Below are 26443 nucleotides of genomic sequence, written 5' to 3' on the forward strand. Positions count from 1 at the left end.
CAGCAAAAACTTAATGGGCCTGGTTGAGCCAGGCGTGCAATTGCGAAAACCGATCAATCGTCAGTCGCGGCTCGTAAGCCTGCAAGGCTTCGGGGGACTGGGCGCCGTAGCTGACGGCGACACTGTCCATGCCGGCATTGCGCGCCATCAACAGATCGAACGAAGCATCGCCGACCATCAACGACTCACGGGCAGACACGCCGCAATGGGCCATGATCTGCTCCAGCATCAATGGATGGGGCTTGCTCGCGGTTTCATCGGCAGCGCGGGTGACGTCGAAATAGTCCTCCCAACCATTGGCCTTGAGCACCCGATCCAGGCCACGCCGGGCTTTGCCGGTGGCCACGGCCAGGTGATAGCCCTGCTCACGCAATGCCGCCAACGACTGCACCACCCCTTCAAACAAAGGCGAAGGCTCGGACTCCAGGGCAATGTAGTGATCGGCGTAATGCTCGCGAAACGCTACCAACTCACTGTCAGCGATCTGCGGGTACAAGGTGCGAATGGCTTCGGGCAATCCCAGGCCAATAATGCCCTTGACCGCCAGATCACTGCACAGCTCGAAGCCGGAACGGGTCGAGGCCACGTGCATGGACTCGACAATCCGACCAATGGAATCGCACAGGGTGCCATCCCAGTCAAAAATCAGCAGCTTGTAGTCAGGGCGCGACACTCAGGCGCTCCACGGTCTTGGCCCACATCTCATCCACAGGGGCCTGCAATTTCAATTCGCCACCATCGGGCAATGGCACCGTCAGCATGTAGGCATGCAGGAACAGGCGTTTGCCGCCAAGGTCACGAATCTCCTTGGAGAAACCCTCGTCGCCGTACTTGGTATCACCCGCAATACAGTGACCCGCATGCAGGGTATGCACACGAATCTGGTGGGTACGCCCGGTCACCGGCTTGGCCTCGACCATGGTTGCGAAGTCACCGAAGCGCCGCAGCACCTTGAACAGGGTCAGCGCCTCCTTGCCCTCCTCGTCTACCTCGACCATGCGCTCGCCGGAGCGCAGGTTGCTCTTCTGCAACGGTGCCCGCACGCTCTTGATCGAGGACGCCCAGTTGCCACGCACCAGGGCCATATAGCGCTTGTCCACGCCATCGCCGCGCAGGGCGGTATGCAGGTGACGCAACATGCTGCGCTTCTTGGCAATCATCAACAGGCCGGAGGTGTCGCGGTCCAGGCGATGGACCAGTTCCAGCTCCTTGGCATCCGGACGCAACTGACGAAAGGCTTCGATCACCCCGAAATTCAGGCCGCTACCGCCGTGCACCGCAATGCCGCACGGCTTGTTGATCACGATCAGCTTGTTGTCTTCGAAGACAATCGACGCTTCAAGGCGCTGCAACAGGCCCTGGGCCAGCGGCACAGGCTCGTCACGCTCAGGCACGCGAACCGGCGGCACCCGGACGATATCGCCCGCCTGCAGCTTGTACTCAGGCTTGATCCGGCCCTTGTTCACCCGCACTTCGCCTTTACGCAAAATGCGATAAATCAAGGTCTTGGGCACGCCCTTGAGCCTGGCCAGAAGAAAATTGTCGATGCGTTGGCCGGCATATTCCGGCGAGACCTCAAGCAGCTGGACGCTGGGGGTCGGGGGGGTGGTAGTCGTCATGTCGGGAATGATAACAATTTTTTATGGAATTGAAGCACTTAATCATTGCTGCTATAGTCGCGAACGCCGCCAAAAGCGGCCTGGACAGAGGACTCGCGGCAAACTGCCGCCCCTGACCATCGCAATTCATCAGGACGCGAGGCCGTCCTACGGGGCTCTTGCCACACTGGAAGGCTCAAGATTGTAACAAGCGCAGGTGACATGAGGCCTGAAGCGAGTGCAAGAAACAGAGTGATTACTCGTCTCTTGCGCCGATATTTACGGCCAGTTCACAAAGTGCAGTCAGTCTTGTACCAGACCACGGCGAATGCTTCGGAAACAACGCCTGTTATTAGCCATGAGCGTGAACTCCCCATTGGAGAACACGGTAAATGCCAACCCGCTGCGGATTCTGCGCGCGGCAGCACCCGAATTATCAGGGATACGTGTAGGGTGGAGATGCACAACCGTCGGACTGTGTAGCACTAGGCTTATATTTAGACGCTTCATCTCGTCCACAGTCGCCGGTTGATTCCTCCTCCTGACTGAGTGCTTATTAAGTCACCACAGCAAGCAGGACGCGTAAGTCGCGATACCAGCCCAATTGGCCGGTATTGCTGGACACTGGAGTGGCCAACCACTCTTGACGCACCTGACACCGACCGTGAGAAGTCGTGTGTGCCGAACGCCGTTTCCGGCAGCCCGGAAACCGACGGTACAACATGAAAAGAATGCTGATTAACGCAACTCAACCCGAAGAGTTGCGTGTTGCACTGGTAGATGGCCAACGCCTCTACGACCTGGACATCGAGTCCGGTGCACGCGAGCAGAAGAAGGCCAACATCTATAAAGGCCGGATTACTCGCATCGAGCCAAGCCTTGAGGCTGCCTTTGTCGATTTTGGCTCTGAGCGCCACGGCTTCCTGCCCCTCAAAGAAATCTCCCGCGAATACTTCAAGAAAGCCCCTGAAGGCCGCGTGAACATCAAGGACGTCCTGAGCGAAGGCCAGGAAGTCATCGTCCAGGTCGAAAAAGAAGAACGTGGCAACAAGGGCGCCGCCCTGACCACTTTCATCAGCCTGGCTGGCCGTTACCTGGTCCTGATGCCGAACAACCCGCGTGCCGGCGGCATCTCCCGTCGCATCGAAGGCGAAGAGCGCAACGAACTGCGTGAAGCGCTGAACGGCTTGATCGCTCCGGCCGACATGGGCCTGATCGTGCGCACTGCCGGCCTTGGCCGCAGCAGCGAAGAAATGCAGTGGGACCTCGATTACCTGCTGCAACTGTGGACCGCTATTAAAGAAGCATCCCTGGACCGCTCCGCGCCATTCCTGATCTATCAGGAAAGCAACGTGATCATCCGCGCCATCCGCGACTACCTGCGCCAGGACATCGGCGAAGTGCTGATCGACAGCGTTGAAGCCCAGGACGAAGCCCTGACCTTCATCCGCCAGGTGATGCCGCAGTACGCCAGCAAGATCAAGCTGTACGAAGACAGCGTACCGCTGTTCAACCGCTTCCAGATCGAAAGCCAGATCGAAACCGCCTTCCAGCGCGTGGTCGAACTGCCGTCCGGCGGCTCCATCGTGATCGATCCGACCGAAGCCCTGGTGTCCATCGACATCAACTCGGCGCGCGCCACCAAAGGCAGCGACATCGAAGAAACCGCGTTGCAGACCAACCTGGAAGCAGCCGAAGAAATCGCTCGCCAACTGCGCCTGCGTGATATCGGCGGCCTGATCGTGATCGACTTCATCGACATGACCCCGGCCAAGAACCAGCGCGCCGTGGAAGAAAAAGTCCGCGAATGCCTGGAAGCCGACCGTGCCCGCGTACAAGTTGGCCGTATCTCGCGCTTCGGCCTGCTGGAAATGTCCCGTCAGCGCCTGCGTCCATCCCTGGGCGAAAGCAGCGGCATCGTCTGCCCGCGTTGCAACGGCACCGGCATCATCCGTGACGTTGAATCGCTGTCCCTGGCGATCCTGCGCCTGATCGAAGAAGAAGCCCTGAAAGACCGCACCGCCGAAGTCCGCGCACAAGTGCCGATCCCGGTTGCAGCTTTCCTGCTCAACGAAAAACGCAACTCGATCACCAAGATCGAACTGCGCACCCGTGCCCGTATCGTGATCCTGCCGAACGATCACCTCGAGACGCCGCACTTCGAAGTCCAGCGCCTGCGTGATGACAGCCCGGAAGCCCACAGCGGCCAGTCCAGCTACGAAATCGCCGCTGCCGCTGCCGAAGTCGAAGAAGTCCAGCCAGCCGCCGCAACCCGCACCCTGGTGCGCCAGGAAGCCGCGGTCAAGACCGCACCGGCCCGTGCCAACGCACCGGTACCGACTGAAGTCGCCGCCCCGGTGGCCGCGCCTGCCGTCCTGCCGGAGCCAAGCCTGTTCAAGGGCCTGGTGAAGTCGCTGGTCAGCCTGTTCGCCACCAAGGAAGAGCCTGCTGCTCCAGCCGTGGTCGAGAAGCCAGCCGCTGAACGCCCTGCCCGCAACGAAGAGCGTCGCAACGGTCGCCAGCAGAGCCGTAACCGCAACGGTCGCCGTGACGAAGAGCGCAAGCCTCGCGAAGAACGTGCACCGCGTGAAGAACGCGCCCCCCGTGAAGAGCGCCAGCCGCGCGAAGCCCGTGAAGAAACCCCGGCCGTAGCCCGTGAAGAACGTGCTCCGCGCGAAGAGCGTGCACCACGTGAAGAACGCGCACCGCGCGCCCCTCGCGCACCGCGTGAAGATCGCAAGCCACGTGGCGAGCGTGAAGAGCGTGTACGTGAACTGCGTGAACCTTTGGACGCTGCCCCAGCTGTTGCCGCCGTAGCAACTGATGCCGCGACCGAAGAACGCCCGGCCCGCCAGCCCCGTGAAGAACGCGCTCCACGCCCACCGCGTGAAGAGCGTCAACCACGCGCCGAGCAGGCTGCCGCAGCCAGCGAAGAAGAACTGCTGAACAACGACGAACAGCCACAGGAAGATGGCCAGGACAACGCCGAAGGCGATCGTCCACGCCGCCGCTCCCGTGGCCAGCGTCGCCGCAGCAACCGTCGTGAGCGTCAGCGTGACGCCAACGGCAATGTGATCGAAGGCTCGGAAGAGACCGGCGAAGCCACTGAAGAAAGCGCCAACAACGAACCGACCAGCACCGAACTGGCTGCTGGCCTGGCCGTTACCGCTGCAGTTGCCAGCTCGGTCATCAGTGCACCTGCCGAAGCCGAAGCCAACCAGCAGGCCGAACGTGCCACCGCTGCCGTGCAGGAAACTGCCGCAGTTGAAGCACCGGTTGTCGAAGCCACCACCGTGGTCGAAGCACCTGCCGCTGTAGAAGTTGAAGTTGCACCGGTCCGCGAAGCCCAGCCTGAAGCCGAAGTAGTGGCTGCACCTGCAATCGTGGTTGAGCCCCAGCCTGTGGTCGAAGCTGTTGTCGAAGCGCCAGCCGCTGAAGCAACCCCAGAAGTGCGTGAAGTTCGCGAAGAACAGACCGCCTTCCAGTGGACTGCCGAGCCGGCCGTCGTCGCCGAAGCACCTGCCCCGGCACCGGTAGAAGAAGCTCCAGCACCGGTTGCTGAAGTGGTTATCGCCGAACCAGCGGTGGTTGCAGAACCGGTTGTGGTTGCCGAGCCTGCTCCGGTGGTTGTGGAAACCCCAGTGGTTGCCGAAGTGGTCGCCCCAGTGGTTGAAGCCCCTGTCAGCGCCCTGACCGAAAACGGCCGTGCGCCTAACGACCCGCGTGAAGTGCGTCGTCGCAAGCGTGAAGCCGAGCGTCTGCAGAAAGAAGCCGAAGCAGCAGCGGCGGCGGCCCCGGCCGTCGTCGAAGCGGTTGCGCCAGCACCGGCCATCGAAGCAGAAGTTGAGCACACTGCCCCAACCATCGACGAGAACCTGCGTTCCGTTGAAGAAGTGGTAGAGCACAACCCAAAAGCCCTGGAAGAAGAGCACGAGCCTAAACCCCTCGCTTAATTCCAACGGCAATTAAAAAGCCCCGCCTGAGCAATCAGGCGGGGCTTTTTTATGCGACATGTGGGAGCTGGCTTGCCTGCGATGGTCGTTAACGATGACGGATAAATACCTGACACCCCGACCAGCTCTTCCAGCCCCTACCTGAATTCCAGTGATTGCGGCACGTCCACATCCCACAACACCCCAGGATCATCCACCTGCACTTCCCGCACCTCAGCCAGGGCAAACACCGCCCTGGCCCCACGATCCCCAGTCAACCCCATCAAGGCCGGCCCCAATTCAGGGCCAAACGCAACAGGATGGCCCTGCTGACCGGCATGCACCGGCACACTGACACCCTCCACTCGCTCTATCACCCGCTCAATACTCGCCGCCTGGATAAACGGCATATCCCCCAACACCACCAGCCAACCCGCCGCCGGGCCACTGGCGGCCACGGCAGCCGCAATGCTGTCGCCCATGCCCGACGAATCCACAAGCAGCACTTCGCAACCGTATGCCCTGGCCAGGCGAATGACCTCGCTGCGCGCAGGCGCGGTGATGACCCAGCGCCGGGTGATACTGGCCGGTAAATTGACCAACACCTGCTCGAAGACCGGCCGTGTCACTCCATCTCGCCCCCTACAAGGGGCCAGCAGTTTGTCTTGGCCGGTTTGCGCGCGGAAGCGGCTGCCCTGCCCCGCCGCCAGGACGATGGCGGTAATGGCGCTCGTCAACTGACCGCCTCCCGCACCGGTTTTGCTTGCAACAGTTCCACACCGTTCTTGATCGCGACGATGTGTGCCATCAGCGACAAGGCAATCTCTGCCGGCGTATGGCTGCCGATATGAAGACCGATCGGACCATGCAGCCGCGCAATCGCCTCGGCTCCCAGCCCCAACACCGCCAGGTTCTCCCGACGCTTGCGGCTATTGGCCCGCGAGCCCAGGGCACCAATGTAGAACGCTCGGGAGTTCAACGCGGTCAGCAGCGCCATGTCGTCCAGGCGCGGATCGTGGGTCAGGGCCACAATGGCCGTGCGCTCGTCCGTCTGGATATTGAGCACGGCCTCATCGGGCATTCCCGGCACAAAGCGCCCGTGTTGTTCTTCCCAGCCATGGACAAACTCCTGGCGTGGATCGCAGATCAGCACTTCAAAATCCAACAGCCGCGCCATTTCTGCCACATAGCGCGACAGCTGCCCCGCACCGATCAGTAACAGGCGCCAGCGCGGGCCGTAGATGGCCCGCAAGCGCTCACCATCAAAACTGACAATGTCGGACTGGCTCGCCGCGCTCAGACGCACGGTGCCCGTCGCCAAGTCCAACTCCCGGGCCACTATTTCATGGGCCTCACAACGCGCCAGCAACTCGGCGACCCAGGCAGGATCACCTACCCGCTCCTCCGTCAGGCGCAAGGTGCCGCCGCAGGGCAGGCCAAAGCGCGCCGCTTCATCCCGGGTCACGCCATAGGTCACCAGTTGCACCGGCGGCCCTTCGTCAGGCAAGCGACCATCGTAAAGCCGAGCGATCAGGTCATCTTCAATGCAGCCACCGGAAACCGAGCCGATCACCACCCCATCGCCGCGCAGGGCCAGCATCGCCCCCGGCGGCCGTGGCGCGCTGCCCCAGGTCTGGACCACGCTGTACAGCAACACCCGCTGCCCCGCGCGGCGCCACTCCAGCACGCTGCGCAGGACGTTCAGATCCACGCTGTCCATCAGGCTTTCGCCGCCTGCTGCCAGCCCTGCAGTTGATAACGCACGGGCAAGCTGCGGATACGCTTGCCGGTGGCGGCAAATATCGCGTTGCACAGCGCCGGCGCAATCGGTGGCACGCCTGGCTCACCGACGCCACCCAGGGGCACCTCTCCTTCTGGCGTGACCAAATGTATGGCGATTTCCCGGGGGGCCAGGGACATGCGCGCCACTTCATACATATGGAAGTTGTCCTGCTGGACCTTGCCATCCTTGAAGCTGATTTCTCCCAGGACCGCATTGCCCAAGCCCATGACGCAGGCGCCCTCGAACTGTGAACGGATGCGCTCCGGGTTGATCTGCGGCCCGCAGTCCACCGCAATATCAGCCTTATGCACGATCAGCGTGCCATCATCCTTGACCTCCACCTCGATCACCGCCGCCACATAGGTCACAAAGCTGTAGTGCACCGCCAGCCCCAGGCCGCGCCCCTTGGGCAGCATGCGCCCCCAGCCGGCGGCCTTGGCGGCGGTTTCCAGCACGCCGCGCATGCGCGCGGTATCAATCGGATAACGCTCGGGGGACTCGCCGTAGTTCCACTCTTCACTCAAGGTTCGCGGATCAATCTGACGATCCGGGCCCAGCAGCTTGAGTTGATATTTCAGCGGATCCTGGCCGGCCTTATGGGCCAGTTCATCGACAAAGCTCTGAATGGCAAACCCATGGGGGATGTTCGACACCGAACGGTACCAACCCACGCGGGTGTGGGCAGCCGCTTCGGGGTTTTCCAGGCGCACATTGGGAATGGCGTAGGCCATGTTGGTAAAGCCCATGCCCAACTCGAACGCCGCCTCGTGGTTCATTCCCGGCGCAAACAGCGCAGTGATGCTGGGTGCCACGGTGCGGTGCAGCCAGCCAGAGGGCAGGCCGTCCTTGTTCAGGCCGGCCTTGAGGTACTCGGCGGAGACGGTATGGAAATAGGAGTTATGAATATCGTCTTCACGGGTCCACTGCACGCGTACGGCCTTGCCGGGGAATTCCTTGGCCAGCAGCGCAGCTTCGATGATGAAGTCCGGTTTCGACTTGCGCCCAAAGCCGCCGCCCAACAGGGTGACGTGGATCGTGACGTTATCGAAGGGCAAGCCCAGGCGCTCGGCCACCCGTTCCCGCGTGACCTGCGGCGCCTGGCTCGGAGCCCAGGCCTCGCATCGCCCGTCTTGATAACGGGCTACGGCCACCATCGGCTCCATCGGCGACTGCGCCAGGTGTGGCAAGTAATACGTGGCTTCGAGGGTGCTGTCGGCATCGTTCAGGGCCTGCTCGATACTGCCGGTATTGCGCACCACTTTGCCGGGCTGGAGCGCCGCGGCCTCCAGGGTCTTGCGATAGTCGATGGAGTTGTAGCCAGCATTCGCGCCGTCGTCCCAGACAATCTGCAACGCCTCACGGCCCTTGATCGCCGCCCAGGTATTGCTAGCAACCACCGCCACACCACCCAATGGCTGGAATTCCGAGGGTATGGGTCGGCTTTCGATTTGCAGGACCTTGATCACCCCGGGGACTTTCAGCGCCGCGCTGGCATCGAACGACTTGACCTTGCCGCCGTATACCTTGGGCCGCGCAATGGTCGCGAACAGCATGCCGTCAAAATGCACATCGGCGCCGTACACCGCCCGGCCGTTGACGATATCGGCACCGTCGATGGCCTTGGTGGCTTCCTTGCCGATATAGCGAAACTCCGAGGGCTGCTTGAGCCGCAGGCTGTCGCGCGCCGGCACTGCCAACGCGCTGGCGGCAGCGGCCAGGGCGCCATAGCCCAGTTCGCGGCCGCTGGGCTGGTGAATGACTTTATGCAACTGTGCACGGCATTCGCCCAGCGGGACTTTCCACTGCTCGGCAGCGGCCTGTTCCAGCATGGTTCGCACGGCGGCGCCGCACCGGCGCATCGGTTCGAACCAATGGCGCATGCTGCGCGAACCGTCGGTATCCTGGTTGCCAAAACGCGCTTCGTCACCCGGCGCCTGCGCAACCTTCACCAGCGCCCAATCGGCCTCCAGTTCATCGGCCACCACCATGGTCAGGCTGGTGCGCACGCCCTGGCCCATCTCCGAGCGGTTGCAGATCACGGTGACGGTGCCATCGCTGGCGATGCTGACATAGACCTTGGGATCATCGACCAGGCCATTGGGCATCGCGGCCCCGCCGTATTGCTTCACTTCGTCGGCAAAGGCCTGGGGCAAGCCCCAACTGGCAGCCACCACCAGGGCGCCGGTCGCGCCGACGCCCTTGAGGAAACCGCGCCGGCTAAGGTTGCTCAGGGCGAAATTGCTCGGTAACTGGCTCATGCCTTGGCCCCCTGCAACTGAGTCGCGGCCTGGCGGATCGCCGTCTTGATGCGGTTATAGGTGCCGCAGCGGCAGATATTGCCGACCATGGCTTCTTCAATCTGTGCATCGCTGGGGTTGGGGTTGGTTTTCAGCAAGGCCGTGGCCGACATGATCTGCCCGCCCTGGCAGTAACCGCATTGCGCCACCGCCGTATCCAGCCACGCCTGCTGCACCACCTGGCCAATCGGGTCGTTATGCAGGTTGTCGATAGTGCTGACGTTCTGCCCTTTGACCGAGCCGATGGGCGTGATGCAACTGCGCGCCGGCGCACCGTCGATATGGATGGTGCAGGCGCCACACAGCCCCATGCCGCAACCGAACTTGGTGCCGTTGTAACCCGCTACATCGCGGATCGCCCACAGCAGAGGCATATCCTCGGTGGCATCCAGTGGATGATCTTGACCGTTGAGTTTCAGAGTAATCATGGGCACGCCCGCATAGTGATTGGATTATGGGGTCGAGCTATCTGCCGCTTTCAAGGGAGCGGAGTCGGTACACGCAGATGGCTCAGGCTAATCGGGCTCTCTTGTGAAGACAGGTCTTCACCGGGCCTTTGATAAACAGGGTCTATCGAACAATAAACAGGCATCGTTAGCCTGCTAAGTTAACCCAGCATTAACAAAAAAGCCCTGCAATGCAGGGCTTGGTTCAACACGCTAGAAGCGTAGCTCAATAACGATTGGGCTCCATTTCCAGGTCGACCTTGAAGCGCTCGGCGATATCGCGCTGGATGCGCTGGGCCAGGCTGGAAATATCCAGGCCGGTGGCCGCGCCATAATTGACCAGCACCAGCGCCTGCAAGCGATGCACGCCGGCATCCCCCTCGCGAAAGCCCTTCCAGCCGGCCTTTTCAATCAACCAGCCGGCCGCCAGCTTCACTTGCCCATCGGCCTGGGGATAGGCCACCAGATCGGGATATTGCAGCTGCAACTGCGCCGCCAGCTCCTGGGAGACCAGTGGGTTCTTGAAGAAACTGCCGGCGTTGCCCAAGACCGCAGGATCGGGCAGCTTTTCACTGCGGATACTGCAAATGGCCCGACTGACATCGCTCGGGGTCGCCTGGGCAATGCCCTGCTCCGCCAGGCGCTGCTGCACCGGGCCATAGCCGAGTTTCAGGTGTGCGACGCGGTTCAGGGCAAAACGCACCCGCAGGATCAGCCAGCGCCCCACTTCGTGCTTGAACAGGCTGTCGCGGTAGGCGAAGTTGCATTCCTCCAGGCTGAAATCCCGCAACTCGCCCGTCTGGCGGTCGAGGGCGGTCAGCCCGGCGAAGACATCCTTGATCTCGACACCGTAGGCGCCAATGTTCTGCATCGGTGCCGCCCCGACAGTGCCGGGAATCAGGCTGAGGTTTTCCAGGCCAGAGAACCCTTGTGCAAGGGTCCATAGCACAAACGGATGCCAGGCCTCGCCCGCCTCGGCTTCCACCACCACCTGCTGGCCGTCGTCGTGCAGTACTCGGATCCCCTGGGTTGCCATGCGCAACACCAACCCCGGGATATCCTGGGTCAGCAGCAGGTTGCTGCCGCCCCCGATCACCAGCAACGGCAACTGCTGTGCGGCCGCATAGGCCAGGCCCTCGCGCACATCGGCGTCGCTATGGGCTTCGGCGAACCATTGCGCACGCACATCAATGCCAAAACTGTTAAAGGCCTTCAGGGAAACCTGGGGCTGCACATCCAGACTCATAACCGCCCCTTCAATTCGATCACCAGCAAATCACAAGCGGCCTCGATCAGGTCCAGGACCTGCTCGAAACCTTGCTCGCCGTCGTAGTACGGATCCGGCACTTCATCCACCGCCCCATCGTAGCGGCGCAGGAACAGGTCCAGCTCGGCCTTGCCCTGGGCCGGTTGCATGGCCTTGAGGTTGCGCAGGTTGCTCTGGTCCATCGCCAGGATCAGGTCGTAGCGCGCAAAGTCGGCGCGCGACACCTGCTGAGCGCGCTGGGCCGACAAGTCGTAGCCACGACGCAGCGCTGCTTGCTGGCTGCGCTTGTCCGGGGCCTTGCCGATATGCCATTCACCGGTACCGGCAGACGCCACCTCGACCTGGTCCGCCAACCCGGCGGCCCGCAGTTTGTGGCGCAGCACGCCCTCGGCGGTGGGCGAGCGGCAGATATTGCCCAGGCAGACAAACAGGACTTCCATCAAGCCCCCAGCAACCGACGCACGCGCTCGAGGTCTTCCGGCGTATCGACACCGGCCGGCGGCGCTTCTATCGCATCATCGACATGAATGCGCACGCCGTGCCACAGGGCCCGCAATTGCTCCAGGGCCTCGGTGTTTTCCAGCCAGCACGGGCCCCAGGTGACGAAGTCATGCAGGAAGCCGGCGCGGTAGGCGTAAATGCCGATATGGCGGCGATACGGCACGCCCGCCGGCAACACATCACGCTGTTTGGCGAATTCGTCACGTGCCCAGGGCAGGGTCGAACGGCTGAAGGTCAGGGCCAGGCCATTGATGTCGCTGACCACCTTGACCACGTTCGGGTTGAACAGGGTCTCGAGGTCTTCGATAGGCTCGGCCAGGGTCGCCATGCGCGCTTCGGCGTGGGCGGCCAGGTTGGCCGCGACCTGGTCGATGACACACGGCGGGATCAACGGCTCGTCGCCTTGCACATTGACCACGATGGCGTCCGGCGCCAGGCCCAGGTGCGTGGCCACTTCGGCCAGGCGGTCGGTGCCGGAGTTGTGATCTTCACGGGTCAGTACCGCTTCGGCGCCAAAACCCTTGCAGGCCTCGATGATCCGCAGATCATCAGTGGCCACCACTACGCGTTGGGCGCTGCTTTTGCAGGCCTGCTCCCAGACCAGCTGGATCATCGGCTTGGCGCCGATCATCTGCAGCGGTTTGCCGGGCAGGCGGGTGGAGGCGTAGCGCGCGGGGATGACAACAGTGAAGGCAGTGGTCATTTATCCAGGCGCTCGTCGGTCGTCAGGGTGCGGGCTTCGCTTTCCAGCATCACCGGGATGCCGTCGCGGATCGGGTACGCCAGGCCGGCGCCCTTGCTGATCAGCTCGGTCTTGTCGGCACTGAGCTTGAGCGGGCCTTTGCAGATCGGGCAAGCGAGGATATCGAGCAGTTTGGTGTCCATGGGGGTTTCCTGGATAAAAACGTTTTAAGGCAAAAGTCGAGCGGGCAGCAGACGCATCAGTTGCGTGTCGAACCAGGCGATAAACGCCGGTGACGGTGCGGCATCGACTGCAAGGTACCACCAGTGTGCCTGGGCAAAGGCGCGGCACTTCACCGCGTCCTTTTCGGTCATGACCAGCGGCAGTGACGGCGTAAAATTCAGGACCTCGGCGCTGTAGGGCGCATGGTCGGCAAACGCATGGGGTATCGGCAGCCAGTGTAGCGTTTCGAGGGTATTGAAGAAACGTTGCGGGTTGCCGATGCCCGCGACCGCATGCACCCGTTGCCCCACGGGAAAATGGTCCAGCGGCCGCCGCTCGCCGGTCAGCAGGTTGACCAACGTGGTCGGCAGCAGACGGAAAGCAAAGCCATCCTCGCGATCAGCTCCGGCGCCGTTATATAGCAGGGCATCGACGCTGCGCAGGCGCTCGGCCGGCTCGCGCAACGGCCCGGCAGGCAGGCAGCGGCGATTGCCCAGGCCACGGGCGTTGTCGATCAGCACCAACTCAAGGTCACGGGCCAGACGGTAATGCTGCAAGCCATCGTCGGACAGGATCAGGTCCAGGGGCTCACTGGCCAACAGCGCCTGCACCGCCCGGCTGCGATCGGGGTCGATCATCAGCGGGACGCCGCTGCGCTGCACGATCAACAAGGGCTCGTCGCCGGCCACTTGCGCGCTGTCGCTGGCCTGCACCCGCCATGGCAACTGCGCAGGCTTGGCCCCGTAGCCACGGCTGACCACACCGACCCGCAGGCCACTGCGCTGGCAATGCTCGATCAACCACAGGATCAACGGCGTCTTGCCGGTGCCACCCACAGTGATATTGCCGACCACTACTATAGGCACCGGCGCTTGGTAGATCGTGCCCTCACCCGCCAGGAACCGCTCGCGCTTGCGCCTGACCACCCGGCGATAGAGTGCCTCCAGTGGTTGCAGGAGCTTGAGCGCCGGGTGGCCGTCATACCAGGCCTTGAGCAAACGATCGGACAAGGCCATCAGGGTTGCCCCGCCGCCTCGACGGTGGTCATGCGCAAATGGCTGAAACCGAGCTTGCCGGCTGCATCCATCGCGGTGATCACAGCCTGGTGCGGGGTCTTGCCATCGGCGCTGATGGACAGCGGCATTTGCGTATCACCGCCGGACTCCTTCTGCAGCGCATCCATCACGCTGGCCACGTCGTTTTTCTCGAGTAACTGGTTGTTCACCGAAAACACCCCTTCGGCGCTGATGGTGATCTCCAGTTGCTTGAGCTGCTGGTCTTCGGCCGGCGAGCCGCTGACGGCTTCCGGCAGTTCGACCCGTAGTTGGGTTTCCCGGGTAAAGGTGGTGGTGACGACAAAAAACAACAGCAGGATGAACACCACATCAATCAACGACGCCAGGTTGATATCGACCGTTTCCCGGGGCTTGCGGCGAAATTTCACGCTTTGCCCTCGACCAGGTCGACATCACGGTCGCCCTGGACCACTTCCACCAGCTTGATTGCTTCCTGCTCCATGCCCACCACCAGCTCGTCGATGCGGCGTTGCAGGAATCGGTGGAAAAACACCGCTGGGATCCCCACCATCAGGCCCGCCGCCGTGGTGATCAGGGCCTTGGAAATACCCCCGGCCAATACCGAGGCGTTGGTGGTCATGCCGGACCCGGTGAAGGCACTGAAGATATCAATCATGCCCAGCACGGTGCCAAGCAAGCCCAGCAATGGCGCCATTGCCGCGATGGTGCCCAGGGCATTGATATAGCGCTCCAGTTCGTGGATTACCCGGGCGGCGGCTTCTTCAATGCACTCCTTCATGATCTCGCGACCGTGCTTGGAGTTGGCCAGGCCCGCAGCGAGGATCTCGCCCAGAGGGGAATTGGCCCGCAGTTCCTTGAGCTTTTCCTTGTCCAGTTGCTTGTCCTTGATCCAGCGCCAGACCTGCCCCAGCAGATGATCAGGGGTTACACGGCTGGCGCGCAGGGTCCACAGGCGTTCGGCAACAATGCCGAGTGCGGCGATGGAGCTCAGAATGATCGGCAACATCATCCAGCCGCCGGATTTGACCAATTCCCACACAGTGAATGTCCCCTCGAAAAAGTGCGCCACTTTAGCATATAGGCTGGCGAGGAAGGGCCTGCCGGCCGACAGCCATCATGTCGCAGGCACCGGCCTTTGGTAACTGTCGATGACAGGCGCGCGCCAGAAACGGCGCTGGCTGCGTGCCATGACCGGCGCCTCGAAAGCCCCCAGGCGCAGACGCACCGCGCCCTGTTCGGCGCTGTCATAAAGGGTGCTGCGCAAATGCTGGTAACGCGCCACCACTTGCGGGTGCGGATGACCGAAACCATTGCCTCGCCCACGGGAGATCAGCACCGCCTTGGGTGCCAGTTGCTGGACAAACGGCCAGGACGAGGAACTGCGACTGCCATGATGGGGCACTTGCAGCCAATCCGTGGCGACCGCCAGCGGCGTGGCCAGCAAGGCCCGCTCGGCCTCGCGGTCGATATCGCCGGTCAGCAGCAACCGCTCGCCATTGGCCTGGACCTGCAGCACGCACGACTTCGCGTTACCGTTGCGGGCATCTGCCCATTGCCACAGCTGGAACACCACGCCGTCCCACTCCCACTGCTCACCGCTGACGCAGGCCTGGGTGTCGAGGAACGCCGGCAACCCCTGGGTTTCCCCGCCCACCACGCGCCGGACGGGTAACCCACGGGCCACCGCCGCCGCGCCACCGGCATGATCGGCGTCGGCATGGCTGAGCAGCATCAAGTCCACCTGGCCAACCCCCAGCTTGCGCAGCGCCGGCAATACCACGCGCTCGCCAAGATCGAAATCCCCCACCCGTGGCCCGGCGTCATACAACAGCACGTGGTTGCGGGTGCGCAACACGATCGACAAGCCCTGGCCGACATCCAGTTGCTCCACCGCCACCTGGCCCAACGGGATCGACTCACGGGGCGGGAACACCGCCAGCAGCAACAGGGGCCAACCCAGCAGGCGAAAGGGAATGCCCTTGGGCATCAATAACAGCACCGCGCCCAGCAGACTGAGCAACCAGTAGCCCACAGGCACCTCGGCCGGCATCCAGGCGGGCACGTGCCCGGCCAGCCAGGCCAGGGCCTTGAACAGCCAATCCAGCGCGCCCCCCGCCAGCCACAACAGGCCACTGCCCAGCCATGGCACCGTCAGCAACAGCGTGCCCGCCAGCGCCAGCGGCAACACCAACAGGCTGATCCACGGCACCGCAAACAGATTGGCCAGCGGCGCACTCAAGCTGATCGGCAAACCGAGGATCAGTAGCAGCGGAAACAGCCCTATCGCGATCAGCCATTGGGCACGGGTCCAGGCCCACCACGCCCGCCAGGGCCCCAGGCGGCCGCTAAAGGCCAGCAGCAACACGGCCACGGCGGCAAATGACAGCCAGAAACCCGGTTGCAGGCTGGCCAGGGGTTCGAGGAGCAGCACCGCATTCAGGGCCAGCAGCAGTGGCCACCAGATCCCCAGGTGGCGAAACCGCAGGCGCCACAGCAACACCAGCCCCACCATCACACAGGCCCGCTGCACTGGCACGGCAAAGCCGGCGAGCAAGCCATAGGCCAGCGCTGCGGCAAATGCCAGGCCGCAGGCCCAAGGCAGCCAGGGCAAACGCCTGGGCCAGCAGCCGTAGCGGGCCAGCCCGGCCACCCAGGCATAGATCAACCCCGACAACAGGCCGATATGCTGGCCGGAAATGACCAATAGATGCACGGTGCCGGTGTCCTGCAAAATGCGCCAATCCTCGGCGGCCAAGCCGGAGCCATCGCCCAGCACCAGTGCGGCCAGCCCGGCTTCACGCCCCCGGGCGTCTACCGCCAATAGCTGCTGGCGGACCCCATCGCGCCAGGCATGTCGGGCCGGCGCCAGGCGCTGGCCATCCTTGACCGACCCCGTCGCCCCCACACGCTGGGCCAACAGCCAGGCCTCTTGATCGAAGCCCTGGAAATTCAACAGGCCGGAGGGTCGCTTGAGGGTCACGGCCAAACGCCAGCGCTCACCACTGCGCACGGGCGGGCCGCCCTGCCAGCTCACACGGATGCGCTGGGGTAGCCGGTCCTGGCGTGACCGGCTGTCGCTCAGTTCGAAGCGCACCACCCCACCACTCTGCTGCGGCAGCCCGCTGACGCGCCCTTCCAGCCAGCGGGTCTGGCCGTCCAGCGCGGGTACGAGCCGGTCGTCGAGCGCCCGTTGCGCGCTGAAACAGACCCACGCCAGGCCCAACAGGAAAAACGCCAGCGGATAAGTACGAAACGGCAGTAGCATCAACGCCACCACCGGCAACACCAGCAACCAACCGACCGGCGGCAAGACGGGCAGCAGGCGCAACGCCAGCAGCCCTAACGCCAGCGCAAACATCCCTGTACGCATGGATCATTCCTTGAGAGTGACCCATTGAGTGTTAGCCGAGTGGTTCAGGGCAAACTATGATTTTTTGTCACAAAGTCTGAATTTCCCGTTCGTAGAATACGGGCATACTTGACCCTCGAACTGATCTGGACCCCTTATGCCACGGCACTTATTCAAACGGTACATGCCCGATCCGACCAGCATTCGGGAACACAAGTCCTTACGCTTTCTCGGAACGCTGCTCCATGACCCCAACCTCTGGCACCTCAATCGGCATTCAGTTGCCCGGGCCATGGCTGTCGGCCTGTTTGCCGCCTTCATTCCCATACCCATGCAGATGCTGCTGGCGGCCTTCCTCGCCATTTCCGTGCGCGGCAATATGCCCATTGCCGTGAGCCTGGTGTGGCTGACCAACCCGATTACCATGCCCGTGGTGTTCTTCTGCACCTATATGACCGGCACCTGGCTGATGAACATCCCCGCCCGCACCCTGCCCGATGAACTGACCTGGGAATGGATCAGCGGGCAACTGTCGACCATGTGGCAGCCGTTCCTCCTGGGCTCGGTGGTGATGGGCCTGGTATTGGGCGCGCTGGCGTACTGCATGACCATGGTGTATTGGCGGTGGTGGGTGGGGCATCAGTGGAAAAAACGGCAGCAACGTAATCGGTAGTCGGCGAACGCCCCTGTTGTGAGCTGGTTTGTCTGCCTGACAACCCGAGGTGTCCCGGTGAGCACCGCAGCAATGGACATGGGCTCAATAAGCCCGCCATCATCCCCCTCAAGCATCTTTTGCAAGATTCCAAGCCCCTCATATGGCTACACTGCGCAGGTAGCGCAGGCCGGATGCCTGCGTAGAATCTCGACATCAGTGTGGTAGCAGGAGAGTGGCGTGCTAAGAAGAATGGGGATAAAAGGCCGCGTACTGTTGCTGACCTTGTTGCCTACCAGCCTGATGGCATTGCTCCTGGGCGGATATTTCACCTGGATGCAGCTCTCGGAGCTGCAAACCCAACTGCTCAATCGCGGCGAGATGATCGCCGAACAGCTAGCGCCGCTGGTGGCACCGGCACTGGGTAACAAGAACACCGACCTGCTGGAACGCATCGCCACCCAGTCCCTGGAGCAAGTCGACGTGCGGGCCGTGTCTTTCCTGGCGCCCGACCGCTCGGCCCTGGCCCATGCCGGCCCGACCATGCTCAACCAGCCGCCCATCGGCAACAGCTCACACCTGCTGCAACGCACCGGCAATGACGCCACCCGCTACCTGCTGCCGGTGTTCGGCCGCCATCGCAACCTCGCCGGCGAGCTGATTCCCGACGAAGCCGATCGCCTGCTGGGCTGGGTCGAACTGGAACTGTCCCACAACGGCATGCTGCTGCGCGGCTATCGCAGCCTGTTCGCCAGCCTGCTGTTGATTGCCATCGGCCTGATCTGCACGGCGGCCCTGGCCCTGCGCATCAGCCGCACGATCAACTCGCCTATCGGCCAGATCAAACAAGCGGTGGCGCAGCTCAAGGACGGCAACCTGGAAACCCGTTTGCCGCCCCTGGGCAGCCAGGAGCTGGATCAGTTGGCGTCCGGCATCAACCGCATGGCCGAAACCCTGCAAAACGCCCAGGAAGAACTGCAACACAGCATCGACCAGGCCACCGAAGACGTGCGCCAGAACCTGGAAACCATCGAGATCCAGAACATCGAGCTGGACCTGGCCCGCAAGGAGGCCCTGGAGGCCAGCCGCATCAAGTCGGAGTTCCTGGCCAATATGAGCCATGAAATCCGCACACCGCTCAATGGCATCCTCGGTTTCACCCACCTGTTGCAGAAAAGCGAACTGTCGCCCCGTCAGTTGGATTACCTGGGCACCATTGAAAAATCCGCCGACAACCTGCTGGGCATCATCAACGAGATTCTCGACTTCTCGAAAATCGAAGCCGGCAAGCTGGTGCTCGACAGTATCCCGTTCAACCTGCGCGACCTGTTGCAAGACACCCTGACCATCCTCGCCCCGGCCGCCCATGCCAAACAGCTGGAGCTGGTGAGCCTGGTCTACCGCGATACTCCGCTGTCCCTGGTGGGCGACCCGCTGCGTCTCAAGCAGATCCTCACCAACCTGGTCAGCAACGCCATCAAATTCACCCGCGAAGGCACCATCGTCGCCCGGGCCATGCTCGAAGACGAGCAGGAAGACAGCGTGCAACTGCGCATCAGCGTGCAGGACACCGGCATCGGCCTGTCGAACCAGGATGTGCGCGCCCTGTTCCAGGCCTTTAGCCAGGCGGATAACTCCTTGTCCCGTCAGCCCGGTGGCACCGGGTTGGGGCTGGTGATTTCCAAGCGCCTGATCGAGCAGATGGGCGGCGAAATCGGCGTCGACAGCACGCCAGGCGAGGGTTCGGAGTTCTGGATCAGCCTCAACCTGCCAAAAACCCGCGACGATATCGAAGACTTGCCCGCCCCGCCGTTGTTGGGCCGGCGTGTGGCGGTGCTGGAGAACCACGAACTGGCGCGCCAGGCCCTGCAACACCAGTTGGAAGACTGCGGCCTGGAGGTCACGCCGTTCAACAGCCTGGAGAACCTGACCAACGGCATCACCAGCGCACACCAGACCGAGCAGGCCATCGACCTCGCGGTACTGGGCATCACCGCCAACGATATTCCGCCGGAGCGCCTCAACCAACACCTGTGGGACCTTGAGCACCTGGGCTGCAAAGTGCTGGTGCTGTGCCCGACCACCGAGCAGATGCTGTTCAACCTGTCGGTGCCCAACCCCAATAGCCAGTTGCAGGCCAAGCCGGCCTGCACCCGTAAATTGCGCCGGGCGCTGTCCGACCTGATCAGCCCGCGCCCCTTGCGCAGTGAACCGGGCGAGCCGTTGTCCAGCCGTGCGCCACGGGTGCTGTGTGTCGACGACAACCCGGCCAACCTGCTGCTGGTACAGACCCTGCTCGAAGACATGGGTGCCAAGGTCCAGGCCGTGGAAAGTGGCTACAGCGCCATCGAAGCGGTGAAGAAAGAAGCCTTCGACCTGGTGCTGATGGACGTGCAGATGCCCGGCATGGACGGGCGCCAGAGCACCGAGGCGATTCGTCAGTGGGAAAGCGAGCGCCACGGCACGCCACTGCCTATCGTCGCCCTGACGGCCCACGCCATGGCCAATGAAAAACGCGCCCTGCTGCAAAGCGGCATGGATGACTACCTGACCAAGCCCATCAGCGAGCGGCAACTGGCCCAGGTGGTGCTGAAATGGACCGGCCTGGCCTTGCGCAATCAAGGCCCGGAACGCGCAGTCGAAGGCCACGGCCCCGCCGCGCAACTGCCGGTACTCGACCATGAGGAGGGCTTGCGCCTGGCGGCCGGCAAGGCGGACTTGGCCGCCGATATGCTGGCCATGTTGCTGGCGTCCCTGGAAGCTGACCGTGAGGCCGTCTGCGTCGCCCGCGAAGCCAACGACAACAATGCCCTGATCGAACGCGTCCACCGCCTGCACGGCGCCACCCGCTACTGCGGCGTGCCGCAATTGCGCGCAGCCTGCCAACGCGCCGAAACCTTGCTCAAGCAGGATGACGCCAAGGCCATGGCTGCCCTGGATGAACTGGACATGGCCATCGCCCGCCTTGCCAGCGAGGCCCGGGTCAACGCCTGATGCAGAGCAACACGCCCAACGCCAATGACGGGCAACATCTCCTGTGGGCGCCGGTAAGCCGGCGCCCACAGGTTTTGTGTCACCACACGCTATTTTGCAGAGAGCCCCTTGATGCGCATCATCCTCTTCAGCAGCCAGACCTATGACCGCGACAGTTTTCTCGCCGAACCCTTGCCCGCGGGCATGGAGTTGCAGTTCCAACCGGCACGCCTGAACCTCGACACCGTGGCCCTGGCCGATAAGCACAAAGTGGTCTGTGCCTTTATCAACGACGACCTCAGCGCCCCGGTGCTCGAACACCTCGCGGCCGGCGGCACGCAACTGATTGCCCTGCGCTCGGCCGGCTACAACCATGTGGACCTGGCCGCCGCCAAGCGCCTGGGCCTGACCATCGTGCGGGTGCCCGCGTACTCGCCCCATGCAGTGGCCGAACATGCCGTGGCCCTGGTGCTGGCCCTCAACCGCCGCCTGCACCGCGCCTACAACCGTACCCGCGACGGCGACTTCAGCCTGCACGGCCTGACCGGCTTCGACCTGGTGGGCAAGACCATGGGCGTGGTGGGGACCGGGCAGATCGGCGCGACCTTTGCCAAGATCATGGCCGGCTTTGGCTGCAGCTTGCTGGCATACGATCCCTACCCCAATCCGCAGGTCGAAGCCCTTGGCGCGCGCTATGTCAGCCTGCCCCAGTTGTTGGCCGAGGCACAGATCATCAGCCTGCACTGCCCGCTGACCGCCGACAGCAAGCACCTGATCAATGCGCAATCCCTGGCCCATATGCAGCCGGGAGCGATGCTGATCAACACCGGGCGCGGCGGCCTGGTGGACACCCCGGCATTGATCGAAGCGCTCAAGGATGGACAGCTGGGCTACCTGGGCCTGGATGTGTACGAAGAAGAGGCCCAGCTGTTTTTTGAAGACCGTTCGGACCTGCCCTTGCAGGACGATGTGCTGGCACGCCTGCTGACCTTCCCCAACGTGATCATTACCGCGCACCAGGCATTCCTCACACGCGAGGCCCTGGCGGCGATTGCCGGGACCACCCTGGCCAATATCCAGGCCTGGGCCAACGGCCAGGCGCAAAACCTGGTACAGGGATGATCAACGGTCATCTACCGCGCGCATGGTGAACAGGCGAGCGTGATAGGATGCCGCGCCTATTTGGAGGATCCATGGCCGAACACGATTTCCGCTTCAGTTTGCTGAGCCCACAACACACCCTGATCGAATGCCGCGCCCTGGTGCCCGGTCGTTATCAAGTCACCGGCAATGGTGGCTCGATCAAGCATGGCGACGTGCTGATCGTCACTTTGCGCGGCAGCAAGACCCTGTCGATGCGCCTGACCGTCGAAGGCGATGCGCGCTACTCCATCCGCCCGGCCGGGCAATGGGTTGCCATGGCGCAAGGGCCGAAGTTCGGCGAGCTGGAGATTCACACCTGGAAGGTCAATTGCGACAGCTGCGACGCCGTGCTGGAGTTTGAGTTCGCAGTGGAAACCAAGTTGACCAAGGAACCGTTGCAACCGGCCGCCACTGCGCGCATTGCCGAGTTGGGCTGGGCCACCGTCGGCGACACGCACCGTTGCCCGAAATGCCAGCAGGCCGCGCCATGAAGAGCCTGCTGATGGTCGCAGCGCTGGGCGCAGGCCTTGCCGGCTGCGCCAGCGACGAGGTCAAGCTCAAGCAGGATCACAGCTACATCGTGGAGTGGATCGGCGAGCGGCCCCTGATGGATTACGCCCACCTGACCGTGACCCTCGGTGCCGATGGCCGGGCCTATGGCAATGGCGGCTGCAACCACTGGTTCGCGCCGTACAGCCTGGACGGTGACAAACTCAGCTTCGGCAAGATCGGCAGCACCCGCAGGCTGTGTGCCGAAGCCCTGATGGAGCAGGAACAGCGCTTCTTCAAGGCCCTGGAAACCGTGCAACGCTGGGACATCTCGCCCATCGAGCAGACCCGTTTCTGGCCTGCCGAGGGCAAGCCACTGCGTTTGTGGCTGGAAGAAGGCTGATCCGTTGGCGATTGCGGTGTGCCGGGCATACCGCAATCGCCAGCGAGCAACCGTTTAGCCGCGCAGTTCCTTGAGCTTGGCCAATACCCCCGCCGCCGTCTGCTCGCCCAACATCTGCGCCCGCACCTTGCCCTTGTCATCAATGATGTAGGTCACCGGCAACGCTTCGCTGCGCGGGATATCAAAAATCGCCTCGGGGTTCTGTGCCAGTACCGTGAACTTGATGCCCAGCTTCTCGCTGGCGCTCTTGAGCTCTTCGCCCTGCACATTATCGAAGTTGACGCCGAACACGCTTACCGGCTGGCCCTTGAGCTGCTCGGCCAGGGCGTTGAGCTCGGGGATTTCGATGCGGCACGGGCCACACCATTCGGCCCAGTAATTGATCACCAACCATTGTTTGTCGACGCGCTCGGACGCGACTTTCTGGCCGTATTGGTCAACGCCATAATCATTGCCGCAGCCGCTGAGCAGGAGTGTGGTGATAACTGCCAGTGCGCCTATCAGTCGCCGTGTCATGGGGTAATCCTTAGCAAAAATGAACGTGGGCTGCGGCCGATCGCCTCTTACGGTTTAAGGACACGCCGCAGCGCAGGTAGAATACCCGCCACCTTACGCAAGATGCGACCCGCACATGACCGATCTGACGCTTTATCACAACCCGCGCTGCTCGAAATCCCGCGGTGCGCTCGAACTGCTGCAGGCCCGTGGCCTCACGCCGAACGTGGTGCGCTACCTGGAAACCCCGCTGGACGCCACGCAGCTTGAAGCCCTGCTCGGCAAGCTGGGGATCAGCGCCCGGCAATTGCTGCGCACCGGCGAAGACGAATACAAGACCCTCAACCTGGCCGACGCCAGCCTCAGCGAGGCGCAATTGATTGCCGCCATCGCCGCCCATCCCAAGCTGATGGAACGGCCGATCCTGGCCACTGCCGACAAGGCCGTGATTGGCCGGCCGCCAGAAAACATCCTGGAGCTTCTGCCGTGAGCGCGCCCTACATCCTGGTGCTGTATTACAGCCGCAACGGCTCGGTCAGCGAAATGGCCCGGCAGATTGCCCGAGGCATCGAGCAAGGCGGCCTGGAAGCGCGCCTGCGCACCGTGCCGGCGATCTCCAGCGAGTGCGAAGCCGTCGCCCCGAGCATCCCGGCCGAAGGCGCGCTGTATGCCAGCCTCGACGACCTGAAGAACTGTTCGGGCCTGGCCCTGGGCAGCCCGACGCGGTTTGGCAACATGGCCGCGCCCTTGAAGTACTTTCTCGACGGCACCAGCAACCTGTGGCTGACCGGCGCCCTCGTCGGCAAGCCGGCCGGGGTCTTCACCTCGACCGCCAGCCTGCACGGCGGCCAGGAAACCACCTTGATGTCGATGCTGCTGCCGTTGCTGCACCACGGCATGCTGATCACCGGCCTGCCCTACAGCGAACAGGCCCTGCTCGACACCCAGGGCGGCGGTACGCCCTACGGCGCCAGCCACCATTCCGGCGCCGACGGCAAACGTGCCCTGGACCCCCATGAAATCGCCCTGTGCCGTGCCCTGGGCCTGCGCCTGGCGAAGACTGCGGCGAAACTGGAGAGTGGCCGTGGCCAAGAAGCCTAAAGTCCTGCCGGCCCAGGCCTGGCTGGAACCCCGGGTCAAAGTGGCACGGGCCTTGAGTCTGCTGGCGTTTTTCGGCCTGGTGGGGTTGCTCTGCGTGTATTACCTGCTGATCGCCGACCTGCATGGCGCACGGCCCTGGGTCATCCTGCTGATCGAACTGGTGCCGTTGCTGATCCTCGCGCCGGGCATGCTGATGGGCAGTGCGCGCGGGCATTCGTGGATGTGCTTTGTGGTGAACCTGTATTTCATCAAAGGCGCCCTGGCGGCCTATGACCCGAACCGCCAGTGGTTTGGCGTGCTGGAGATGCTGGCAAGCCTGGCGGTGTTCTGCACAGCGCTGCTGTATGTGCGCTGGCGGTTCCAGTTGAATCGGCGGTTGGCGGGGGAAGGTCAGCCAGCCTGAGGGTTATATGGGGCCGATCAGGCCCCATCGCGGTCTCAATGGTTGACGGTAAACGCCAGCATCATCGACAACTGGCACATCGGCCGCCCACTCTCGGCATGCCACTGGTTGAACGCCGCCTGTACCGTCGCCAGGTCCCGCAGGCTGGTGGGGGCCTTGTCGACAATCTCCTGCGCATTCAATGCCGCAACCACGTCATAACTCGGCACGAACGTGTCCTTGCCGACCATGCGCAAGAAGCGTGGCGCCGACAACCCGCCCAGTTGATGGCCGTGCTTGCTCAGGTATTTCCACAAACCGACGATATCGGTCACCGGCCAGTCGGCGATCAATGCCGCGAAGCTGCCCTTTTCCTGCTCGACGTCGAGAATCATCTGCGCATTGCGCGGCACGCTCTTGAGCTTGCCCAGGTGGCGGATGATCCGCGTGTCTTGCATCAGGCGCTCAAGGTGCTCGGCGCCCATCAGCACGACTTTCTCAGGATCGAAGCCGAAGAACACCTGCTCGAACGCCGGCCATTTGGCGTCCACCACACTGTGCTTGAGCCCGGCGCGGAACACCCGCAGCGACAGAGTCGACAGGTAGCGGTCGTCGCTGATCTGGCGCAGTTGCGCCGGGGTCTTGGGCACGGGCAGGTGGGCTTCCAGCTCGGCTGCCGAACCAAAGCGGTTCAGACAGTATTCGTGCAGCCATTTGTAATCGCGCATGCCCTCTCCTACGGGTTGAAATGAAAACGGCGCCCATCAGCGCCGTCTGTCAGAGCCTGGAAAAGGCTCAGAGGTTCACAATGTTGACGAAGCGCGAAGCCGCAGTTTCGTCGATGCGCAGGCTGGTGAAGTCAAACAGGTTGCGGTCGGCCAACTGCGAGGGGATCACGTTCTGCAGGCTGCGGAAGATGCTTTCGGTACGCCCCGGCGTCTTGCGCTCCCACTCCTGGAGCATGTCCTTGACCACCTGGCGCTGCAGGTTCTCCTGGGAACCGCAGAGGTTGCAGGGGATGATCGGGAATTGCTTGAAGTCGGAGTAGACCTGGATGTCCTTCTCGTTGCAATACGCCAGCGGGCGGATCACCACGTTGCGCCCGTCGTCAGCGCGCAGCTTGGGCGGCATGGCCTTGAGGGAACCGTTGAAGAACATATTGAGGAAGAAGGTCTCGACGATGTCATCGCGGTGATGACCCAGGGCCATCTTGGTTGCACCAATTTCATCGGCAAAGGTGTACAGCGTGCCACGGCGCAGGCGCGAACACAGCGAGCAGGTGGTCTTGCCTTCCGGAATCAGCTCCTTGACCACCGAATAGGTGTCTTTCTCGACGATGTGGTACTCGATGCCCAGGGTCTTGAGGTAGGCCGGCAGCACGTCCTCGGGGAACCCGGGCTGCTTCTGGTCCATGTTGACGGCCACTATGTCGAATTTGATCGGCGCGACCTTTTGCAGGTGCAGCAGCACGTCCAGCATGGTGTAGCTGTCTTTGCCGCCGGACAGGCAGACCATGACCTTGTCGCCCTCTTCGATCATGTTGAAGTCAGCGACAGCCTCACCGGCCAGGCGCCGCAGGCGTTTTTGCAGTTTGTTCTGATTGACGGTAAGGGTGCCCATGGCGCTTGGATCCGCGAAAAGGTGTGGGACGAAAAGCCGGGTATTTTAACGATATGAACGACCGAGTTCCA

The 26443-nt window shown here is 62.8% G+C and carries 26 protein-coding genes; 9 read left to right on the plus strand and 17 right to left on the minus strand.

Features of this window, described 5'->3' with window-relative positions:
• Positions 1 to 10 precede the first annotated feature (10 nt).
• Entirely contained in the window at positions 11 to 673 is a 663-nt protein-coding gene (locus PSH73_RS18850) for an HAD-IIIA family hydrolase (protein ID WP_057439607.1), read from the minus strand.
• A complete protein-coding gene (gene rluC / locus PSH73_RS18855; protein WP_005790558.1) occupies positions 660 to 1619 on the minus strand; it encodes a 23S rRNA pseudouridine(955/2504/2580) synthase RluC in 960 nt (319 codons plus the stop codon). Before rluC ends, PSH73_RS18850 begins: the two co-directional genes overlap by 14 nt.
• A 701-nt stretch (positions 1620 to 2320) precedes the next feature.
• Here rluC and rne point away from each other — a divergent pair.
• Positions 2321 to 5551, plus strand: a complete 3231-nt coding sequence (gene rne / locus PSH73_RS18860; protein WP_169989591.1) for a ribonuclease E — start codon at positions 2321 to 2323, stop codon at positions 5549 to 5551.
• Positions 5552 to 5688: 137 nt separating this feature from the next.
• Here the strand turns inward: rne and PSH73_RS18865 are convergent, their stop codons facing one another.
• The 12 genes from PSH73_RS18865 to PSH73_RS18920 all read right to left on the minus strand — a co-directional run bounded on the left by PSH73_RS18865 (position 5689) and on the right by PSH73_RS18920 (position 17135).
• The gene (locus tag PSH73_RS18865; RefSeq protein WP_178118177.1) at positions 5689 to 6267 is read right to left on the minus strand and encodes an NTP transferase domain-containing protein; all 579 of its coding nucleotides are present in this window, start codon (positions 6265 to 6267) and stop codon (positions 5689 to 5691) included.
• Positions 6264 to 7250 (minus strand): XdhC family protein, encoded by a 987-nt coding sequence (locus PSH73_RS18870; protein WP_169990637.1) that lies wholly within the window; start codon positions 7248 to 7250, stop codon positions 6264 to 6266. The genes PSH73_RS18865 and PSH73_RS18870 overlap by 4 nt, the downstream gene beginning before the upstream one ends.
• A complete protein-coding gene (locus PSH73_RS18875) occupies positions 7250 to 9571 on the minus strand; it encodes a xanthine dehydrogenase family protein molybdopterin-binding subunit (RefSeq protein WP_198792203.1) in 2322 nt (773 codons plus the stop codon). Before PSH73_RS18875 ends, PSH73_RS18870 begins: the two co-directional genes overlap by 1 nt.
• On the minus strand, positions 9568 to 10038 hold the full coding sequence (locus tag PSH73_RS18880) for a (2Fe-2S)-binding protein (protein ID WP_057960403.1): 471 nt from the start codon (positions 10036 to 10038) through the stop codon (positions 9568 to 9570). The genes PSH73_RS18875 and PSH73_RS18880 overlap by 4 nt, the downstream gene beginning before the upstream one ends.
• Positions 10039 to 10282: 244 nt before the next feature.
• Entirely contained in the window at positions 10283 to 11302 is a 1020-nt protein-coding gene (murB, locus tag PSH73_RS18885; RefSeq protein ID WP_200659463.1) for a UDP-N-acetylmuramate dehydrogenase, read from the minus strand.
• Positions 11299 to 11763: a low molecular weight protein-tyrosine-phosphatase gene (locus tag PSH73_RS18890; RefSeq protein ID WP_057439613.1), complete on the minus strand. Its 465-nt coding sequence runs from the start codon at positions 11761 to 11763 to the stop codon at positions 11299 to 11301. The genes murB and PSH73_RS18890 overlap by 4 nt, the downstream gene beginning before the upstream one ends.
• The gene (gene kdsB / locus PSH73_RS18895) at positions 11763 to 12527 is read right to left on the minus strand and encodes a 3-deoxy-manno-octulosonate cytidylyltransferase (protein ID WP_057960406.1); all 765 of its coding nucleotides are present in this window, start codon (positions 12525 to 12527) and stop codon (positions 11763 to 11765) included. The genes PSH73_RS18890 and kdsB overlap by 1 nt, the downstream gene beginning before the upstream one ends.
• Entirely contained in the window at positions 12524 to 12709 is a 186-nt protein-coding gene (locus tag PSH73_RS18900; RefSeq protein ID WP_003174668.1) for a Trm112 family protein, read from the minus strand. Before PSH73_RS18900 ends, kdsB begins: the two co-directional genes overlap by 4 nt.
• Before the next feature lie 24 nt (positions 12710 to 12733).
• Complete coding sequence (gene lpxK, locus PSH73_RS18905) at positions 12734 to 13744, minus strand: tetraacyldisaccharide 4'-kinase (protein ID WP_169990641.1); 1011 nt, start codon at positions 13742 to 13744, stop codon at positions 12734 to 12736.
• Positions 13744 to 14172, minus strand: coding sequence for a biopolymer transporter ExbD (locus PSH73_RS18910; RefSeq protein ID WP_029299722.1), 429 nt, complete (start codon positions 14170 to 14172; stop codon positions 13744 to 13746). Before PSH73_RS18910 ends, lpxK begins: the two co-directional genes overlap by 1 nt.
• On the minus strand, positions 14169 to 14804 hold the full coding sequence (locus PSH73_RS18915) for a MotA/TolQ/ExbB proton channel family protein (RefSeq protein ID WP_029299724.1): 636 nt from the start codon (positions 14802 to 14804) through the stop codon (positions 14169 to 14171). Before PSH73_RS18915 ends, PSH73_RS18910 begins: the two co-directional genes overlap by 4 nt.
• Positions 14805 to 14879: 75 nt before the next feature.
• Entirely contained in the window at positions 14880 to 17135 is a 2256-nt protein-coding gene (locus PSH73_RS18920; RefSeq protein ID WP_282405821.1) for a DNA internalization-related competence protein ComEC/Rec2, read from the minus strand.
• A gap of 136 nt (positions 17136 to 17271) precedes the next feature.
• On the opposite strand from PSH73_RS18920, the gene PSH73_RS18925 reads away from it, so the two are divergent.
• From PSH73_RS18925 to PSH73_RS18945, 5 genes are all read left to right on the plus strand, one after another.
• Positions 17272 to 17787, plus strand: coding sequence for a DUF2062 domain-containing protein (locus tag PSH73_RS18925; protein ID WP_057960409.1), 516 nt, complete (start codon positions 17272 to 17274; stop codon positions 17785 to 17787).
• A 219-nt stretch (positions 17788 to 18006) separates the two neighbouring features.
• Positions 18007 to 20760 (plus strand): response regulator, encoded by a 2754-nt coding sequence (locus tag PSH73_RS18930; RefSeq protein ID WP_057960410.1) that lies wholly within the window; start codon positions 18007 to 18009, stop codon positions 20758 to 20760.
• Positions 20761 to 20871: 111 nt separating this feature from the next.
• Entirely contained in the window at positions 20872 to 21861 is a 990-nt protein-coding gene (locus PSH73_RS18935; RefSeq protein ID WP_057960411.1) for a 2-hydroxyacid dehydrogenase, read from the plus strand.
• Positions 21862 to 21932: 71 nt separating this feature from the next.
• Complete coding sequence (locus PSH73_RS18940) at positions 21933 to 22373, plus strand: hypothetical protein (protein WP_057960412.1); 441 nt, start codon at positions 21933 to 21935, stop codon at positions 22371 to 22373.
• Complete coding sequence (locus PSH73_RS18945) at positions 22370 to 22774, plus strand: META domain-containing protein (RefSeq protein WP_057960413.1); 405 nt, start codon at positions 22370 to 22372, stop codon at positions 22772 to 22774. The genes PSH73_RS18940 and PSH73_RS18945 overlap by 4 nt, the downstream gene beginning before the upstream one ends.
• Positions 22775 to 22828: 54 nt before the next feature.
• Here the strand turns inward: PSH73_RS18945 and PSH73_RS18950 are convergent, their stop codons facing one another.
• Positions 22829 to 23290, minus strand: a complete 462-nt coding sequence (locus PSH73_RS18950; protein WP_057439622.1) for a TlpA disulfide reductase family protein — start codon at positions 23288 to 23290, stop codon at positions 22829 to 22831.
• A gap of 115 nt (positions 23291 to 23405) precedes the next feature.
• Between PSH73_RS18950 and arsC the strand changes: the two genes are divergently transcribed.
• Genes arsC through PSH73_RS18965 form a run of 3 tightly spaced genes read left to right on the plus strand, consistent with a single transcriptional unit; the run spans position 23406 to position 24773 of the window.
• Positions 23406 to 23759 (plus strand): arsenate reductase (glutaredoxin), encoded by a 354-nt coding sequence (gene arsC / locus PSH73_RS18955; RefSeq protein ID WP_057439623.1) that lies wholly within the window; start codon positions 23406 to 23408, stop codon positions 23757 to 23759.
• Positions 23756 to 24370, plus strand: coding sequence for an NAD(P)H:quinone oxidoreductase (gene wrbA / locus PSH73_RS18960; RefSeq protein WP_057960414.1), 615 nt, complete (start codon positions 23756 to 23758; stop codon positions 24368 to 24370). The genes arsC and wrbA overlap by 4 nt, the downstream gene beginning before the upstream one ends.
• Complete coding sequence (locus PSH73_RS18965) at positions 24354 to 24773, plus strand: DUF2069 domain-containing protein (RefSeq protein ID WP_057439625.1); 420 nt, start codon at positions 24354 to 24356, stop codon at positions 24771 to 24773. The genes wrbA and PSH73_RS18965 overlap by 17 nt, the downstream gene beginning before the upstream one ends.
• Before the next feature lie 35 nt (positions 24774 to 24808).
• On the opposite strand, the gene PSH73_RS18970 is transcribed toward PSH73_RS18965, so the two are convergent.
• Both PSH73_RS18970 and ttcA read right to left on the minus strand, forming a co-directional pair.
• Positions 24809 to 25480 (minus strand): DNA-3-methyladenine glycosylase I, encoded by a 672-nt coding sequence (locus PSH73_RS18970; RefSeq protein WP_057960415.1) that lies wholly within the window; start codon positions 25478 to 25480, stop codon positions 24809 to 24811.
• A 67-nt stretch (positions 25481 to 25547) separates the two neighbouring features.
• Positions 25548 to 26372, minus strand: a complete 825-nt coding sequence (ttcA, locus tag PSH73_RS18975; protein WP_198818472.1) for a tRNA 2-thiocytidine(32) synthetase TtcA — start codon at positions 26370 to 26372, stop codon at positions 25548 to 25550.
• Between the last annotated feature and the right edge of the window lie 71 nt (positions 26373 to 26443).

Source organism: Pseudomonas sp. FP2294 (assembly GCF_030687625.1).
GTDB lineage: Bacteria > Pseudomonadota > Gammaproteobacteria > Pseudomonadales > Pseudomonadaceae > Aquipseudomonas > Aquipseudomonas shahriarae.